Source organism: Mycobacterium sp. ZZG, assembly GCF_054786995.1.
Map to the genome: position 1 here is coordinate 1 of NZ_JBTBFV010000022.1, position 15,574 is coordinate 15,574.

At 68.1% G+C, this 15,574-nt stretch carries 18 protein-coding genes and 1 pseudogene; 9 read left to right on the forward strand and 10 right to left on the reverse strand.

Features of this window, described 5'->3' with window-relative positions:
• From ACXMYJ_RS14250 to ACXMYJ_RS14260, 3 genes and pseudogenes are all read left to right on the forward strand, one after another.
• Positions 1-215 (forward strand): annotated as a pseudogene (locus tag ACXMYJ_RS14250) (IS630 family transposase); the annotation flags it as partial.
• A gap of 67 nt (positions 216-282) precedes the next feature.
• Entirely contained in the window at positions 283-972 is a 690-nt protein-coding gene (locus tag ACXMYJ_RS14255) for a TetR/AcrR family transcriptional regulator (RefSeq protein ID WP_460357022.1), read from the forward strand.
• 5 nt (positions 973-977) lie between these two features.
• Positions 978-1,916 carry a R2-like ligand-binding oxidase gene (locus ACXMYJ_RS14260; RefSeq protein WP_460357128.1) on the forward strand — a complete coding sequence of 313 codons (939 nt, stop codon included), beginning with the start codon at positions 978-980 and terminating at the stop codon, positions 1,914-1,916.
• Between the two features lie 11 nt (positions 1,917-1,927).
• Here the strand turns inward: ACXMYJ_RS14260 and ACXMYJ_RS14265 are convergent, their stop codons facing one another.
• Genes ACXMYJ_RS14265 through ACXMYJ_RS14275 form a run of 3 tightly spaced genes read right to left on the reverse strand, consistent with a single transcriptional unit; the run spans position 1,928 to position 4,137 of the window.
• Positions 1,928-2,440 (reverse strand): DinB family protein, encoded by a 513-nt coding sequence (locus ACXMYJ_RS14265; RefSeq protein ID WP_460357024.1) that lies wholly within the window; start codon positions 2,438-2,440, stop codon positions 1,928-1,930.
• Positions 2,441-2,446: 6 nt separating this feature from the next.
• The gene (locus tag ACXMYJ_RS14270) at positions 2,447-3,256 is read right to left on the reverse strand and encodes a thioesterase family protein (RefSeq protein ID WP_460357027.1); all 810 of its coding nucleotides are present in this window, start codon (positions 3,254-3,256) and stop codon (positions 2,447-2,449) included.
• Entirely contained in the window at positions 3,253-4,137 is an 885-nt protein-coding gene (locus ACXMYJ_RS14275; RefSeq protein WP_260753397.1) for a RecB family exonuclease, read from the reverse strand. Before ACXMYJ_RS14275 ends, ACXMYJ_RS14270 begins: the two co-directional genes overlap by 4 nt.
• Before the next feature lie 84 nt (positions 4,138-4,221).
• On the opposite strand from ACXMYJ_RS14275, the gene ACXMYJ_RS14280 reads away from it, so the two are divergent.
• On the forward strand, positions 4,222-5,049 hold the full coding sequence (locus ACXMYJ_RS14280) for a tRNA (adenine-N1)-methyltransferase (RefSeq protein WP_460357029.1): 828 nt from the start codon (positions 4,222-4,224) through the stop codon (positions 5,047-5,049).
• A gap of 23 nt (positions 5,050-5,072) precedes the next feature.
• Here the strand turns inward: ACXMYJ_RS14280 and ACXMYJ_RS14285 are convergent, their stop codons facing one another.
• Genes ACXMYJ_RS14285 through ACXMYJ_RS14295 form a run of 3 tightly spaced genes read right to left on the reverse strand, consistent with a single transcriptional unit; the run spans position 5,073 to position 6,403 of the window.
• The gene (locus tag ACXMYJ_RS14285; protein ID WP_260753394.1) at positions 5,073-5,369 is read right to left on the reverse strand and encodes a DUF503 domain-containing protein; all 297 of its coding nucleotides are present in this window, start codon (positions 5,367-5,369) and stop codon (positions 5,073-5,075) included.
• 3 nt (positions 5,370-5,372) lie between these two features.
• A complete protein-coding gene (locus tag ACXMYJ_RS14290; RefSeq protein ID WP_460357032.1) occupies positions 5,373-5,906 on the reverse strand; it encodes a hypothetical protein in 534 nt (177 codons plus the stop codon).
• Positions 5,903-6,403: an MTB12 family secreted protein gene (locus tag ACXMYJ_RS14295; protein ID WP_260753390.1), complete on the reverse strand. Its 501-nt coding sequence runs from the start codon at positions 6,401-6,403 to the stop codon at positions 5,903-5,905. The genes ACXMYJ_RS14290 and ACXMYJ_RS14295 overlap by 4 nt, the downstream gene beginning before the upstream one ends.
• Before the next feature lie 146 nt (positions 6,404-6,549).
• Here ACXMYJ_RS14295 and arc point away from each other — a divergent pair, with 146 nt between their 5' ends.
• The gene (arc, locus tag ACXMYJ_RS14300) at positions 6,550-8,388 is read left to right on the forward strand and encodes a proteasome ATPase (protein WP_460357034.1); all 1,839 of its coding nucleotides are present in this window, start codon (positions 6,550-6,552) and stop codon (positions 8,386-8,388) included.
• Between the two features lie 37 nt (positions 8,389-8,425).
• On the opposite strand, the gene ACXMYJ_RS14305 is transcribed toward arc, so the two are convergent.
• From ACXMYJ_RS14305 to ACXMYJ_RS14315, 3 genes are all read right to left on the reverse strand, one after another.
• Positions 8,426-9,034, reverse strand: coding sequence for a hypothetical protein (locus ACXMYJ_RS14305; protein WP_460357038.1), 609 nt, complete (start codon positions 9,032-9,034; stop codon positions 8,426-8,428).
• Positions 9,035-9,037: 3 nt separating this feature from the next.
• Positions 9,038-10,180 (reverse strand): hypothetical protein, encoded by a 1,143-nt coding sequence (locus tag ACXMYJ_RS14310; protein WP_460357131.1) that lies wholly within the window; start codon positions 10,178-10,180, stop codon positions 9,038-9,040.
• A gap of 109 nt (positions 10,181-10,289) precedes the next feature.
• Entirely contained in the window at positions 10,290-11,435 is a 1,146-nt protein-coding gene (locus tag ACXMYJ_RS14315) for a hypothetical protein (RefSeq protein ID WP_460357040.1), read from the reverse strand.
• Positions 11,436-11,528: 93 nt separating this feature from the next.
• On the opposite strand from ACXMYJ_RS14315, the gene dop reads away from it, so the two are divergent.
• The 4 genes from dop to prcA all read left to right on the forward strand — a co-directional run bounded on the left by dop (position 11,529) and on the right by prcA (position 15,007).
• A complete protein-coding gene (gene dop / locus ACXMYJ_RS14320; protein WP_260753386.1) occupies positions 11,529-13,037 on the forward strand; it encodes a depupylase/deamidase Dop in 1,509 nt (502 codons plus the stop codon).
• A gap of 94 nt (positions 13,038-13,131) precedes the next feature.
• Positions 13,132-13,326, forward strand: a complete 195-nt coding sequence (locus tag ACXMYJ_RS14325) for a ubiquitin-like protein Pup (protein ID WP_260753385.1) — start codon at positions 13,132-13,134, stop codon at positions 13,324-13,326.
• Positions 13,323-14,255: a proteasome subunit beta gene (prcB, locus tag ACXMYJ_RS14330; protein WP_460357043.1), complete on the forward strand. Its 933-nt coding sequence runs from the start codon at positions 13,323-13,325 to the stop codon at positions 14,253-14,255. The genes ACXMYJ_RS14325 and prcB overlap by 4 nt, the downstream gene beginning before the upstream one ends.
• Positions 14,252-15,007, forward strand: a complete 756-nt coding sequence (prcA, locus tag ACXMYJ_RS14335) for a proteasome subunit alpha (RefSeq protein ID WP_460357047.1) — start codon at positions 14,252-14,254, stop codon at positions 15,005-15,007. Before prcB ends, prcA begins: the two co-directional genes overlap by 4 nt.
• On the opposite strand, the gene ACXMYJ_RS14340 is transcribed toward prcA, so the two are convergent.
• Positions 15,004-15,570, reverse strand: coding sequence for a hypothetical protein (locus ACXMYJ_RS14340; RefSeq protein ID WP_460357050.1), 567 nt, complete (start codon positions 15,568-15,570; stop codon positions 15,004-15,006). The genes prcA and ACXMYJ_RS14340 overlap by 4 nt on opposite strands.
• Positions 15,571-15,574 lie beyond the last annotated feature (4 nt).

The following is a 15,574-nucleotide window of genomic DNA, read 5'->3' on the forward strand; positions in this document are numbered from 1 at the left end:
GGCTCAATCTCGTCGAGCGCTGGTTTGCCGAGCTGACCACCAAGAAACTGCGCCGCTCCACTCACACCTCGGTGCGGCAACTCAACGCCGATATCCGTGCCTGGATCGACACCTGGAACGACAACCCCAAGCCTTACGTCTGGACTAAGACCGCCGACCAGATCCTGGCAAGCATCGCCAACTACTGCAACCGAATTAATGACTCAGGACACTAGCCCCACTTGACTGTGGCATGGGTCACAGTAATATGACCACTGGTCACATCTAGCCTTGGAGGGCGCGATGCCGACGGTGACGTGGTCTCGTCTGAATGCGGATCGCCGCGCAGCGGTGGTCGCCGCCGCGGAGGCGGAGTTCGCCGCGCACGGATTCTCCGGCGGCAGCCTGAATGTGATCGCGCGCCGAGCCGGGGTCGCCAAAGGCAGTCTCTTCCAATACTTCGCGGACAAGCGCGACCTCTACGCGCACATCACCGACGTGGGCAGCCAGCGGGTACGCCGCCACATGGAAGAGCAGATCCGCCTTCTGGACCCCGCCCGCCCGTTCTTCGAGTTCCTCACCGACCTGCTCGACGTCTGGGTCGCGTACTTCGCCGAACATCCGCGCGATCGGGCATTGCACGCCGCCGCGAGCTTCGAGGTCGACAGCGATGCGCGTGTCAGTGTGCGCTCCGTCGTGCACCGGCACTATCTGGAGGTGTTGCGGCCACTGGTGCACGACGCGCAGCGCCGCGGTGACCTACGCCCCGAGGCGGACACCGAGACCCTGCTGTCGCTGTTGCTGATGCTGCTGCCGCACCTCGCCCTGGCGCCGTACGTGCGCGGCATGGACCCGGTCCTCGGGCTCGACGAACTCTCGCCCGAGCAGCCGGCCCTGGTCGTGCGCCGCTACGTCACCGTGCTGACGGCGGCCTTCGCCGCCGTCCCTGTGCCCCTCCCGTTCGCAACCACCGAAGGAGAAGTAGTTCCATGACACACCTGACACGGACCCGGTCGGATTCCCTGGCCGCGGGCGGCCTCAACTGGAACAGCCTGCCGCTCAAGCTGTTCGCCGGTGGCAACGCCAAATTCTGGAATCCCGCCGACATCGACTTCTCCCGGGACCGGGCCGACTGGGAATCGCTGACAGATCTGGAACGCGAGTGGGCCACGCGACTGTGCGCGCAGTTCATCGCCGGCGAGGAGGCGGTCACCCAGGATATCCAGCCGTTCATGGCGGCGATGCGCGCCGAGGGTCGGCTCGGCGACGAGATGTACTTGACCCAATTCGCGTTCGAAGAGGCCAAACACACCCAGGTGTTCCGCCTGTGGCTCGATGCTGTCGGCGTGACCGACGACCTGCAGGGGCTTCTCGACGACCTGCCCACGTACCGCACGATCTTCTACGAGGAGCTGCCCCGATCGCTCGACGCGTTGATGTCCGATCCGTCCCCGGCTGCTCAGGTACGCGCCTCGGCGACCTACAACCACGTCATCGAAGGCATGATGGCGTTGACGGGATACTATGCGTGGCACCGTATTTGCGTGGACAACAACATTCTTCCCGGCATGCAGGAATTGGTGCGGCGTATCGGTGACGACGAACGGCGCCACATGGCGTGGGGTACCTTCACCTGCCGGCGGCACGTGGCCGCCGACGACGCCAACTGGGCGGTGTTCGAGTCACGGATGAACGAGCTGATCCCGTTGGCGCTGCGCAACACCGACGACGCCTACGACCTCTACGACGAGGTCCCGTTCAACCTCGACAAGGAGGACATGCAGCAGTACGCCACCGACAAGGGAATGCGCCGGTTCGGCACCATAAGCAGTGCCCGGGGGCGTCCGCTGGCCGAGATCGACGTGGACTACTCGCCACTGCATCTGGAGGACACCTTCGCCGACGAGGATCGGGCGGCCCTGGCGCGCTCGGCGTGACAGGCCGCGGATCAGTGGGTGGCGGCGCGCAACAGCCGTAGCTGGCCGATCTCCGCGGCGTTCTTGGCCAGTTCGACAGTGGCCCACAGTACGGTATCGCCGGCCGTGCGGCCCTCGGCAGGACTCCACGGGAACCGGGCGGGGGCTGCCATATCGTCAATCGTCAAGCCCGCCAACAGATTCCGCCACTGATCGGCGAGAGCGCGGATGCGCAGCGCGGCGGCGGCACCGCCTCCGGGCCAGAAGACGTCGGACGGTGCGGGCGGCGGGCGATGGTGCATGGCCGCGATCGCCGCGCTCCACCAGAAGTCGATGTGCCACGTCAACCACGCGATCGTCGGCACCGGTACCGGGTCGGGCTCGACCTCGGCGAAGTCCGCCCGCCACCGGCCGTGCTCGTCCTGACGGACTGTCCAACACGACTCGGCGGGCTCCCACAGAAAGTCGGTTTCGGTGAGCGCGCCCAGGTGCAAATCCGTCAGTGCCCAGGCGAGTTCGAACTGGCGGCGGACTTCCTCCATCACGGCCGATCAGCGCTGTCGCTGCACCAGCAGCGTCTGCGCGCACGTCCCGATGAAACCGGTGCGGTCGAAGATCTCGCCAGTGGTGACGCCGATGCCGTCCGGGCCGATGGAACCCCGCGCCCGCAGCGCGAAGTCGTCACCGGCGGGCAGCCGGTGCAGGTGCACCACCGTGTCGGTGTTCATGAACAGGTACCGACGCGGGTCCAGTGCGGCGCCGATGCCATTGGCCGAATCGACCACCATCGCCAGCCGCTGCAGCGGCGTGGTCGGCTCCGAATCGATCAGCGGCACAAGCGGAGACAGCCACGCCTCGGCCGCGGCGCCCTCCGGGGTGTGCTGCCTGCGCCAGGACACGGTCTGCAGATAGCCCGGTGCGCCCTCCCAGGCGTGGGCGACGTCGCTGGCCCGGCCTTCGACCAGCGGCGGGTAGCGGTCGGTGGCGGCTTCGGCGGTGTCACCGGTGGCCAGAAGCCAGGCGGTGACCCGGGCCACGGCCCGTCGGGTGCCGTCGGGCCGGTCGGCGAGCATCTCGGCGGCCATCAGCGAGATCCGGGTGCCGGGGCGTTCCACCCAGGCCCGCACGCGCACGGTGGTGACCGGGATGGCGCCGAGGATGTCGAGCGTGAGCCGGCCGACCCGCAGCCCTGTGCCCTCCGCGAGGTCCTCGATGGCGCGGGTCAGCAGCGCCAGCGGCGGCGAGCCGTGCTGGATCTGCGGATCCCAGTTGCTGCGGGTGCCGTCGGTGGACTCGAAGACCGCGTACTCGCCATCCTCGTGTGCCGAGCCGGGCAGCCGGCGGAACAGGCAGTCGATCATGCGGCGGGCTCCGCGCGCAGCACCGCGTCCGGGTCGCCGTCCTCGAGTGTCTCGTCGAGCACCTCGGGCCATCCCGGATACGGTGGGGGAGTGCCGCCGAACGCGGGACAGAGCGCGCGGTGCGCACACCAGTCGCACAGCCTGGACGGATTGGGCCGGAAATCGCCTGTGGCGCCGGCGTTCTGGATGGCCCGCCAGATCGCCATCAGGGTCTTCTCGAACCTCTCCAGCTCGTCGAGAGCCGGCGTGTAGTCCAGCACCTGGCTGTCGGCCAGGTACAGCAGCCGCAGCCGGGTCGGCAGCACACCGCGGGACCGCAACAGCGCCACGGCGTAGAACTTCATCTGGAACAGCGCCTTGAACTCGGCCAGTGCGCGGGCCTCCGGCGGCGCCTTGCCGGTCTTGTAGTCGACGACCCGCACCTCACCGGTGGCCGCCACGTCGATGCGGTCGACGAAGCCGCGCAACAAGGTGCCGTCGGCCAGTTCGACCTCGACGCGCTGCTCACAGCTCTGCGGGTCGAACCGGGTGGGATCCTCCAGCCGGTAGTAGCCCGACAACAGCGCCCGCGCCTGCTCCAGGAGCTCGGCCCGCAGGCCGGGTTCGATGTCGGCGGCCAGCGCCGGGTGCTCGGCGAGTACCCGCTCCCACGCCGGACCGACCAGGGACGCCGCCGTCTCCGGCACCCGGTCGGCCGCCGGCAGACGGTAGAGGTCTTCCAGCGCCGCGTGGACGACCGAACCGCGCACCTGGGCGGCGGACGACGGCTCGGCCAGCCGGTCGATGGCGCGGAACCGGTACAGCAGCGGGCACTGCTTGAAGTCACTGGCGCGCGACGGCGAGAGGGCGGGTCGGCGCACCGGTCTCGACGGCTCACTCATGGGATCGAGCCTAGGACGGCGGTCGGACATTTCCCGGCAACCCGGGCGTCGACCGCGGCGCGTCTACTGGCAGGCTGGTCAGCTGTGCGCAGAACCGGCCCATTCGACGTAGGTGATCGTGTCCAACTCACCGACGCCAAAGGCAGGCGCTACACGATGCTGCTCAAGCCGGGCGGCGAGTTCCACACCCACCGCGGGATCATCTCGCTCGACGAGGTGATCGGGCTGCCCGAGGGCAGCGTGGTGAAGTCCACCAACGGCGACCAGTTCCTGGTGCTGCGGCCGCTTTTGGTCGACTACGTGATGTCGATGCCGCGCGGGGCACAGGTGGTTTACCCCAAGGACGCGGCGCAGATCGTGCACGAGGGCGACATCTTCCCGGGCGCGCGGGTGCTCGAAGCCGGCGCCGGCTCCGGCGCACTGACGTGCTCGTTGCTGCGGGCGGTCGGGCCGGAGGGGCGCGTGACGTCCTACGAGATGCGCGAGGACCACGCGGAACACGCCGCACGCAATGTCGAGACGTTTTTCGGTGCCACACCGCCCAACTGGGACCTGGTGATCGCCGACGTCGCCGATTACGAGGGTCCCGAGGTGGACCGGGTCGTGCTGGACATGCTCGCACCCTGGGAGGTGCTCGGTGCGGTCGGCACCGCGCTCGTCCCCGGCGGGGTACTGATGATCTATGTCGCGACGGTCACCCAGCTGTCGAAGACCGTCGAGGCGCTGCGGGAGCAGCAGTGCTGGACCGAGCCGAGGGCGTGGGAGAGCATGCAGCGCGGCTGGCACGTGGTGGGGCTGGCGGTGCGGCCGGAGCACTCGATGCGTGGGCACACGGCGTTCCTGATCAGCGCCCGCAAGCTCGCGCCCGGGACGATCGCGCCGACCCCGCTGCGCAAGAAGCGGCTGACCTGAGCCGACCGGCGAACCGACTCGGCCTACTCGTCGTCGCCGGTGCGCAGTCCGCGCCGGGCCGACAGCAGCTCCAGCTCGGGCCGGGCGGCCACCAGCCGCTCGGCGGCGTCGAGCACCTCCACGACACGAGCCCGGTCGGCCGCGACCATGCCGATCCCGATACCTGCGCGCCGGTGCAGATCCTGCGCACCGGTCTCGGCGGCCGAGACGGGGAATCTGCGTGACAGTTCGGCGATCACCGGCCGGATGACCGACCGCTTCTGTTTGAGGGAGCGCACATCACCGAGCAGGACGTCGAACTCGATCCAGCCGATCCACATCGCTCAGCCCGGCGGATTGTCGAGCGCCAGCAGCAGATCGGCGGTCTGCCGGGTGAGTTGCCAGGAGCCGTCCGACGGGGCGAACTCCATGGGGAAAGTGAACTGCCCGCTCGGCGGGTTGGCCGGGGTGATCACCACGGTGGCAACGACGTTGCCGGGCTCCGCTGACGACCAGGCGAGGTCACGGGCCTCGAACGCCAGCGGCAGGGATCCGTTGTCGCGCAGCGCGGCGGTGAACCGGTCCAGCCCCGCGGCTTCGCCGGGGGTGGCGTTCTCGATCAGCGTGATCTTCTGATCTCCGGGCACCGCGGGGTCCGACAGCCGGGCCATCACATCGGTCAGCGCGGACGGCGGGGGAAGCGGTGGACCGCCGGGGGCGTCCGGGATCGGCGTGGCCGGCACCGACGACGACTCGACCGCGGAAGGGGCCGGCGGGGGTGCGGTGGTCGCCGGGTGCTCGGTGTGGGTGCACCCACAAAGCCCGAGCGCCGCCACGAATGTGGCGGCGCTGCGAACCAGGAACGTGCGAGAGATCAACCCACCGCGGACATCAGGGCCAGCGCCGACTGCTTGGACAGCTGCCAGCCGGTGGGGCTGGGCCCGGCGATGAAGGTCAACGGCTGGGTCGCCACGGCGCCCGTCGGTGCGGCCGCGGTGACGTTGGCGGTCACCACCGGGCCGTTCCGGTCGATGTCGGCGATGGTGAAACTCAGCGGGAAGTAGCCCTTGGCCGCGGCGTTGCTGTATCCGCTGTCGGCCACCCGAGCCTCGATGCGGCCCAGGCCACCCTGGACGTAGCTGGCCTTGGCGCCGGTGAACGAACCCGGCCCGGACAGTGCACTCAGCGTCGACACCAGGGCGCCCTGCAGCTCGGGTGCCGGTGCGGCGGGCATCGGGGCGTTCAGCACGCCGGGTGACGCCGCGGCCATTCCCGCTCCGGCAGCAATCGAGGTCACACCCACAGCGGCAGCGCCGAGGGTCGCGGCGGCTGCTGCTCCAGCGGTCACGCTGGTGACGAGGGTTTTCAGGGTCACGGCTGTCCTTCCGTTCGGCCGACTGATCTAGAAAGGCTAACAGTGGTGCTGGTGTGTCGAATTCCTACACCGCACACAATGTCTGAATCGCCGGTAGCTTTGAAGTTGTTACTGCACCAACATCCGGTGTGGGAAGGGAGCGCAACATGAGTGAGTCCGAGCGTTCTGAGGCCTCTGAAGTCTTTGGGACATCCCCCGACAGCCGTTTGTCTCGCGAAGATGCGGCAGAACTCGAACAACTGCGCCGCGAGGCGGCGATCCTGCGTGAACAGCTCGAGAGCGCGGCGGGCGCGTCCGGGAGCGCGCGCAGCGCGCGTGACGTGCATCAGCTGGAGGCCCGCCTCGACTCGCTCGCCGCCCGCAACGCGAAATTGATGGACACGCTCAAGGAAGCGCGCCAGCAGCTGTTGGCCCTGCGCGAAGAGGTGGACCGCCTCGGACAGCCGCCCAGCGGCTACGGTGTGCTGCTCTCCGTTCAGGACGACGACACCGTCGACGTGTTCACCTCCGGCCGCAAGATGCGGCTGACGTGCTCGCCGAACATCGACACCAAGGAGCTCAAGCAGGGCCAAACCGTCCGGCTGAACGAGGCTCTGACGGTCGTCGAGGCCGGGCACTTCGAGGCCGTTGGGGAGATCAGCACCCTGCGCGAGATCCTCGCCGACGGTCATCGCGCCCTCGTCGTCGGCCACGCCGACGAAGAGCGCATCGTGTGGCTGGCCGAGCCGCTGGTCGCCGCGGAGGACCTGCCCGACGGGTACGACGACGACCTGGGCGACGACCGGCCGCGCAAGCTGCGCCCGGGTGACTCGCTGCTCGTCGACACCAAGGCCGGGTATGCCTTCGAGCGGATCCCCAAGGCCGAGGTCGAAGATCTCGTGCTGGAGGAGGTCCCGGACGTCAGCTACAACGACATCGGCGGACTGGGCCGCCAGATCGAGCAGATCCGCGACGCCGTCGAGCTGCCGTTCCTGCACAAGGAGCTGTACCGGGAGTACTCGTTGCGACCGCCCAAGGGGGTGCTGCTCTATGGTCCGCCCGGCTGCGGCAAGACGCTGATCGCCAAGGCGGTCGCGAACTCGCTGGCCAAGAAGATGGCCGAAGTCCGCGGCGACGACGCCCGCGAGGCCAAGAGCTACTTCCTCAACATCAAGGGCCCCGAGCTGCTGAACAAGTTCGTCGGTGAGACCGAACGTCACATCCGGCTGATCTTCCAGCGGGCCCGCGAGAAGGCCTCCGAGGGCACGCCGGTGATCGTGTTCTTCGACGAGATGGACTCGATCTTCCGCACCCGCGGCACCGGTGTCTCATCGGATGTGGAGACGACGGTGGTGCCCCAGCTGCTCAGCGAGATCGACGGCGTCGAGGGGCTGGAGAACGTCATCGTGATCGGCGCCTCCAACCGCGAGGACATGATCGACCCGGCGATCCTGCGGCCCGGCCGTCTGGACGTCAAGATCAAGATCGAGCGGCCGGACGCCGAGTCGGCGCAGGACATCTTCAGCAAGTACCTCACCGAGGAGTTGCCGGTCCACGCCGACGATCTCGCGGAGTTCGGCGGCGACCGCGCGGCGTGCATCAAGGGCATGATCGAGAAGGTCGTGGAGCGGATGTACGCCGAGATCGACGACAACCGCTTCCTGGAGGTGACCTACGCCAACGGCGACAAAGAGGTCATGTACTTCAAGGACTTCAACTCGGGTGCGATGATCCAGAACGTCGTCGACCGGGCCAAGAAGTACGCCATCAAGTCGGTGCTCGAGACGGGGCAGAGGGGTCTGCGCATCCAGCACCTGCTCGACTCGATCGTCGACGAGTTCGCCGAGAACGAGGATCTGCCCAACACCACGAATCCGGACGACTGGGCCCGGATCTCGGGTAAGAAGGGCGAGCGGATCGTCTACATCCGCACGCTGGTCACCGGTAAGTCGTCGAGCGCCAGCCGGGCGATCGACACCGAGAGCAACCTCGGCCAGTACCTGTAGCGGATCCGGCTGGGAAGGCCAGCCGGGTCGGGGCGGCTCAGGACACCAGCGAGTAGCTGTTGGTCAGATCGTCCTGGAGCACCTGGGCGGGCCGGGAACTGGTGTCGACGCGCAGCTGTTCGTCGAGGGTGCGCGCACGATAGGACCATCCGTCGGGCAGCCGAAGGCGGGTGGCCAGGCCGGGCAGGTCGTCGTAGGACAGCGTCGGATCGACCACCTGGCTCCAGGTCTGCATCACCCAGCGCCGCCCATCGGGGTCGACGAGCTCGAAAATCGGTTTGTCCCGGTCGAATACGAAGACGGCGTGGCGTGCGACGGTGTTGGGCAGGTAGGGCGCGGGGTTCATCGACGTCAGGCTGACGGTGGCTTGGCGGACCATGTCGATGCCGCCGAACGTCGCGATCTCGGGCTGCTCGCCCATGTCCTTTTCAATGTGATCCATCAGCCAATAGCGCGGCCCGTTGAGCAGCGCGGCGGTCGCGCCGTGCCGGCCGGCCAGTGCGGCGGGGTCGAGCCGCGACCACAGCTCGGCCGGGCAGTCGTTGAGCGGATACGTGTTGTACACCGTCGCCGTCGGACCGTCGGGCCCGGCGCTCACCAGGAGCACCTCGCCGTACCGTTTGCCGCGCAACTGCGATGACGACATCTGCTAGCTCCTCGCTTCCATCATGAGGTAGGCGTCGCGGCCCGCCAGGCTGACGGCGACGTCGGCGATCAGCGGTTCGAAGAAGCGCTGCCGGTAGAGCGGGTCGACGCTGGTGCTGACCGTGAAGTACAGCCCGGACAGCACCGCGACGAACAGCGACGTGTGCACCACCGTCTGCGGGATCGGGATGTGCACCCCGAACCACGTTCCCGCACAGGGTGGTTCGCCCACAGTGCAGGTCTGTTCACCGGACCACACGACGGTCACGTCGTAGGGTATCGCGATGACCCCGAGGGCGAGGAAGAACGCGAACAACCCGGCGGTGAACAACACCACCTGGATCGCCTGCGCGACAACCATCACCGCGACCACGTTGACTTGTTCGGCCGCCGACAGTGGGCTGCGGTCGGCGGGGTCGGCACGCACCGATGCCAGCGGGGTACCGGCCAGCAGCGCTGCGGGATCCTGCTGCGCCGAACGGTCCTGGCGCAGTGCCCTCACCTCGTCGCGGATGGTCGCCACCATGAACACCAGCGCCACCACGCTGAAGAATCCGATTGTCTGCCATAGTCGTTCGCGAGTCATCCGCGCCGAGAGCTGCCACAGCTCGCCGGTGAAGTACACCACGACCGTCAGCATCAACAGCGGCAGCGCACGGCTCATCAGCGTGCCCAGCGCCCCTAGCTGAACCCAGGCGAACCGGAAGGCCCACAACGCGATCGACCCAAAACCCAGGTAGGTCAACCAGATCGCGCCCAGCGAGATCAGCACGAACACCGGCGCTTCGGCTGCCGCTGCGCCCGACCAGCCGCTGACGGTCAACGGCATCACCACGATGAAGATCGTCATCACCAGGACGGCGGCCCAGCGGCGCAGCGCCTCCCCGACGCGGGTGCCGAGCCGGTGCAGGACCTCCAGCGCGAACGGGGCGGCCACGAGCACCACGGCGATCCCACTGAGCCGCAACGCGTATCCGTAATCGGGGGTGGCGCCGGTGACGTCGGCCAACAGCATCGTGACCGCCGTCAGCGCACCGACCGCGCTGACCATCGGTGCGGAGCGCTGCACGAGCTTGCGCGCACGGACCCGCCGGGTCAGCACCAGCGGCAAGCCGCGGTGCAGGAACCAGTCGTGGACCTGCCGCATGTCCGACACCGGCACATTGTGCGTGATCGGCGTCCCGAACCGGGGTCAGCGCGCCGGAATCTCCGGCGGCGCCAGTGGAATGAGGCTTCAGCGACAGACCGCCCACCGTTCAGGTGTCCGCGGTCACCGTGCGGTATCGGTCCCTTGCGACCAGGGTGAACCGCAGTTCCTCGAGCAGCGGATCGAGGAACTGCGCGCGGTACTGTTTGTCGGCCACCGCCCGGGCGGCGAGGTACATGAACGTCAGCGCGATCAGGAACATCGTGATCTGGATCAGGGCCTGGGGCACGGGCAGGGTCATGCCCAGCAGTTGACCGTCGGGAGAGCCGCCGTCGGTCAGGGCGGCCAGCAGTTCCGGGCTGATCAGGATCAGGCCGAGAACGAAGAACAGCAGCCCGGTCACCACCGACACCGTCAGCACCTGCACGATCTGCGACATCGCCAGCACGAACCCGACGTTGAGCCGCTCGGCCTTCGACAGCGGCACCCGGCGCGGCCGGTCCGGCATGGTCTCGAACGGCGTCCCGGCCAGGTGCGCGGCGTCCTCGGGCCGCTTGGCGTCCGGGCTAAGGATGGGCTGGATCCGGCTCAGCGTGCTCGACAGCAGGAACGCCACGGCGATCAGCATCAGAAACGACAGTCCGAGCCACAGCCGGGGCCGGCTGATCGTGGACGCCATCGTCCACACCGGGCCATTGAAGAACACCAGCACCGTCAGCAGCATCACCGGCAGCGCGCCGAGCAGCAGGTTGCCCACCGATGCCAGGTTCGCCAGCATCATGCGCACCGCCCAGCCCACAATGGCCCCGGTTCCGGTCGCGGTGCACACGAAGATCAGCACCACGATCACGATCTCGCTGACCAGGTCCACCAGGACGCGGGCACTGAGGCCGCCGTAGAAACCGCCGACCGCGGCGATGCCCAGCGACGCGGCGGACACGACGGCGCGCAGGCGCACGTCCTCCGAGCGCGATACCAGCCAGCCCACCAGCGCCGCGGCCGGCAGCACCAGCAGGATGACCCCGAGCACGAACCACTCGGTGCGGGTCGGGGTGCCGTCGATGTCGATGGTGTGCTTGCCCGTCGCGGCGACGATCAACATCGAGAACGTCATCACCACGGCCAATCCCGCCAACGCGGGCGCCGAGCGGGTCCACACCCGCTGTACGAGCACGCCGGGGCGCAGCACCGCGGGCAGGCCGCGCTGAAGAAACCAGCGTTCCGCCGCGAGACGTCGATCAATCGTGGGAGCCATCGGGGATCGATCTCACCACGAGCCGCACGTCTACGGAGCTGATCGCCACAGGCTCCTGAGCTCGCCGGTGACCCGACCTCTACCCTTGTCGGTATGCAACGGATCATCGGAACAGAGGTCGAATACGGCATTTCGTCGCCGTCGGATCCGACCGCGAATCCGATCCTGACGTCCACCCAAGCAGTGCTCGCCTACGCGGCCGCCGCGGGTATCCAGCGGGCCAAGCGCACACGCTGGGACTACGAGGTGGAATCTCCGCTGCGCGACGCCCGCGGATTCGACCTGAGCCGCGCGTCGGGGCCGCCGCCGATCGTCGACGCCGACGAGGTCGGCGCGGCCAACATGATCCTGACCAACGGCGCCCGGCTGTACGTCGACCATGCCCACCCCGAGTACTCGGCACCGGAGTGCACCGATCCGATGGACGCCGTGATCTGGGACAAGGCCGGTGAGCGGGTGATGGAGGCCGCCGCCCGGCACGTGGCCAGCGTGCCCGGCGCGGCCAAATTGCAGCTGTACAAGAACAACGTCGACGGCAAGGGCGCGTCCTACGGTTCCCACGAGAACTACCTGATGAGCCGCCAGACGCCGTTCTCGGCGGTGATCGCGGGTCTGACGCCGTTCCTGGTGTCGAGGCAGGTGGTCACCGGGTCCGGCCGGGTCGGCATCGGACCGTCCGGGGACGAGCCCGGCTTCCAGCTTTCCCAGCGCGCCGACTACATCGAGGTCGAGGTCGGTCTGGAGACCACGCTCAAACGCGGCATCATCAACACCCGCGACGAGCCGCACGCCGACGCCGACAAGTACCGCAGGCTGCACGTCATCATCGGTGACGCCAACCTCGCCGAGACGTCGACCTACCTCAAGCTCGGCGCCACCTCGCTGGTCCTCGACCTGATCGAGGACGGTCACCAGATCGGGATCGATCTGTCCGACCTGGCGCTGGCCCGCCCGGTGCACGCCGTGCACGTGCTGTCCCGGGATCCGTCGCTGCGCGCCACCGTGGCGCTGGCCGACGGCCGCGAACTGACGGGTCTGGCGCTGCAACGCATCTATCTCGACCGGGTCGCCAAGCTCGTCGACAGCCGCGACCCCGATCCGCGCGCCGACCACGTGCTGGAGACCTGGGCGCATGTGCTCGATCTTCTCGAGCGGGACCCGATGGAGTGCGCCGACCTGCTGGACTGGCCGGCCAAGCTGCGCCTGCTCGAAGGGTTCCGTAACCGGGAGAACCTCGGCTGGAGCGCGCCGCGGCTACATCTGGTCGACCTGCAGTACTCGGATGTGCGGTTGGACAAGGGTCTGTACAACCGGCTGGTGGCGCGCGGTTCGATGAAGCGTCTGGTCACCGAACAGCAGGTGCTCGACGCCGTCGACAACCCGCCCACCGACACCCGCGCCTACTTCCGCGGCGAGTGCCTGCGGCGGTTCGGTGCCGACATCGCCGCGGCGAGCTGGGATTCGGTGATCTTCGATCTGGGGGGTGATTCGCTGGTGCGGATTCCCACCCTGGAGCCGCTGCGGGGCAGCAAGGCCCACGTCGGGGCGCTGCTGGATTCCGTCGACAGCGCCGTCGAACTGGTCGAACAGCTCACCACCTGATCGGGCTATCCCGGGCAAACCGAGATCCGACCGGTAGGGTAGAGAAACCGACGGGCGTGTGGTTGGGTGCCCGCAACTTACGCAGGAGGCAGCGATGGCTCAGGAGCAGACCAAGCGTGGCGGCGGAGGCGGCGAAGACGACGACCTCCCCGGCAGCACGGCCGCCGGGCAGGAGCGCCGCGAGAAGCTGACCGACGAGACCGACGACCTGCTGGACGAGATCGACGACGTCCTGGAGGAGAACGCCGAGGACTTCGTGCGAGCGTACGTGCAGAAGGGTGGACAGTGACCTGGCCGGAGCGCGATAACTCGGCCTCCCCGTCGTCCCCACTGTCCGGCGCATACCCTGCTTTTTCTGCCATGCCGATCAGTCGGTCCCACGGCGGGGTGAACCTGTCGTCGTTCTCGGACTTTCTGCGCCATCAGGCGCCGCATCTGCTGCCCGGCAGTGGTGGACCGGGACTGAGCGGACGGCCGACCGAATCCGTGCCGCACGGCACCACGATTGTCGCGCTGAAGTACCCCGGCGGTGTGGTGATGGCCGGGGACCGGCGCGCCACCCAGGGCAACATGATCGCCAGCCGGGACGTGCAGAAGGTCTACATCACCGACGACTACACCGTCACCGGCATCGCGGGCACCGCCGCGATCGCGGTCGAGTTCGCCCGGCTGTACGCGGTGGAACTTGAGCACTACGAGAAGCTCGAAGGCGTCCCGCTGACGTTCCCGGGCAAGGTGAACCGGCTCGCGACCATGGTGCGCGGCAACCTCGGTGCCGCCCTGCAGGGTTTCGTGGCACTGCCGCTACTGGCCGGCTACGACCTCGACGACCCGAATTCCGAAGCCGCAGGTCGAATCGTGTCCTTCGACGCCGCAGGTGGATGGAACTTCGAGGAGGAGGGTTACCAGTCGGTGGGCTCGGGGTCGATCTTCGCGAAGTCCTCGATGAAAAAGCTGTACTCGCAGGTCTCCGATGCCGACTCGGCACTGCGGGTCGCCGTCGAGGCGCTCTACGACGCCGCCGACGATGATTCGGCGACCGGCGGGCCGGACCTGGTGCGGGGCATCTACCCGACCGCGGTGATCATCGGTGCCGACGGTGCCCACGAGGTGCCGGAGGAGAGGATTGCCGGGGTGTGCCGCGAGATCATCGAGAATCGTTCGCGGACAGATACTTTCGGCCACGACGCCCGGCCCACTCGAGGTGACGAGCTGTGAGCTTCCCGTACTTCATCTCGCCCGAGCAGGCGATGCGCGAGCGGTCCGAGCTCGCACGCAAGGGCATCGCCCGCGGCCGCAGCGTGATCGCGCTCGCCTACGCCGACGGGGTGTTGTTCGTGGCGGAAAACCCGTCGCGGTCCCTGCAGAAGGTCAGCGAACTCTACGACCGGGTCGGTTTCGCCGCCGTGGGCCGGTTCAACGAGTTCAACAACCTGCGCAGCGGCGGGATTCGCTTCGCCGACACCCAGGGATACGCCTACTCACGCCGCGACGTCACCGGCCGCCAGTTGGCCAACGTGTACGCCCAGACCCTCGGCACGATCTTCACCGAGCAGGCCAAGCCCTACGAGGTGGAGTTGTGTGTGGCCGAGGTCGCCCACTACGGCGAGACGAAAGCGCCTGAGCTGTACCGCATCACCTACGACGGCTCGATCGCCGACGAACCACACTTCGTGGTGATGGGCGGGACCACCGAGCCAATCTCGGCCGCGCTCAACGAGTCCTACTCGGAGAACATGAGCCTGGCCGACGCGGTCTCGATCGCGGTCAAGGCTCTCGGCGCCGGCGGCAACGGTGCCGAACCGCGTACTCTCGGGCCCGCCACGCTGGAGGTCGCGATCCTGGATGCCAACCGGCCGCGCCGGGCCTTCCGCCGAATCACCGGCTCGGCGCTGGAAGCGCTGCTGCCGCAGCCTGATTCGGGCAGCGGCGACGAGAGCGCGGCAGAAGCGGGCGACGCCGAGGGTTAGTCCGCGGCGTCGCGGTACCGCCGGTGCAGCTGCTGGCGGGAGACACCCAGGACCGCACCGATCTTCCCCCACGACAGGCAGAGTCGGCGCGCGGTGAGCACCGCGTCGTCGTAGCGGCTTTTGGCTCGGGCGAGATCGTCACGCGCATCCCGCAGTTCGCGAATGCTTTGGCCGGTGAAGACGTCTTCCAGGACGGGGTCGGGATAGTCGATGGGGGGCCGGTCGGGCAGGCTGTCGATTTCGGCGAGGGTCTGGGCGACGATGGCCTTGAGTTCGGGATGGTCCTGCCACCACGGTTTGGGGCGAGCGCCTGTCGAATTTTGCACGTCATCATCTGTTGACGCGTCGTCATCTGTTGACGGTTCGCCGAAGTACTCATCGAGGATCCGGCGCTCCGCGGCGGTGCGTGGGGTGGTCCGTTCGGGCAGGCTTTCCAGTTCGGCAAGGGTCTGGGCGACGATGGCCTTGAGTTCGGGATGGTCCTGCCACCACGGCTTGGGGCGAGCGCCTGTCGAATTTGCCCGCCCGAGTTTGTCGGCGCCCACGTCTGCATCGTCCGTCATCCCG

Excerpts from the sequence above, each read along its gene's own strand:
- ACXMYJ_RS14255 (WP_460357022.1), top strand. The coding sequence starts at position 283 with ATGCCGACGGTGACGTGGTCTCGTCTGAATGCGGATCGCCGCGCAGCG.
- ACXMYJ_RS14270 (WP_460357027.1), bottom strand. The coding sequence starts at position 3,256 with ATGATCGACTGCCTGTTCCGCCGGCTGCCCGGCTCGGCACACGAGGAT.
- ACXMYJ_RS14275 (WP_260753397.1), bottom strand. The coding sequence starts at position 4,137 with ATGAGTGAGCCGTCGAGACCGGTGCGCCGACCCGCCCTCTCGCCGTCG.
- ACXMYJ_RS14285 (WP_260753394.1), bottom strand. The coding sequence starts at position 5,369 with ATGTGGATCGGCTGGATCGAGTTCGACGTCCTGCTCGGTGATGTGCGC.
- arc (WP_460357034.1), top strand. The coding sequence starts at position 6,550 with ATGAGTGAGTCCGAGCGTTCTGAGGCCTCTGAAGTCTTTGGGACATCC.
- ACXMYJ_RS14305 (WP_460357038.1), bottom strand. The coding sequence starts at position 9,034 with ATGTCGTCATCGCAGTTGCGCGGCAAACGGTACGGCGAGGTGCTCCTG.
- ACXMYJ_RS14310 (WP_460357131.1), bottom strand. The coding sequence starts at position 10,180 with ATGCGGCAGGTCCACGACTGGTTCCTGCACCGCGGCTTGCCGCTGGTG.
- ACXMYJ_RS14315 (WP_460357040.1), bottom strand. The coding sequence starts at position 11,435 with ATGGCTCCCACGATTGATCGACGTCTCGCGGCGGAACGCTGGTTTCTT.
- dop (WP_260753386.1), top strand. The coding sequence starts at position 11,529 with ATGCAACGGATCATCGGAACAGAGGTCGAATACGGCATTTCGTCGCCG.
- ACXMYJ_RS14325 (WP_260753385.1), top strand. The coding sequence starts at position 13,132 with ATGGCTCAGGAGCAGACCAAGCGTGGCGGCGGAGGCGGCGAAGACGAC.
- ACXMYJ_RS14340 (WP_460357050.1), bottom strand. The coding sequence starts at position 15,570 with ATGACGGACGATGCAGACGTGGGCGCCGACAAACTCGGGCGGGCAAAT.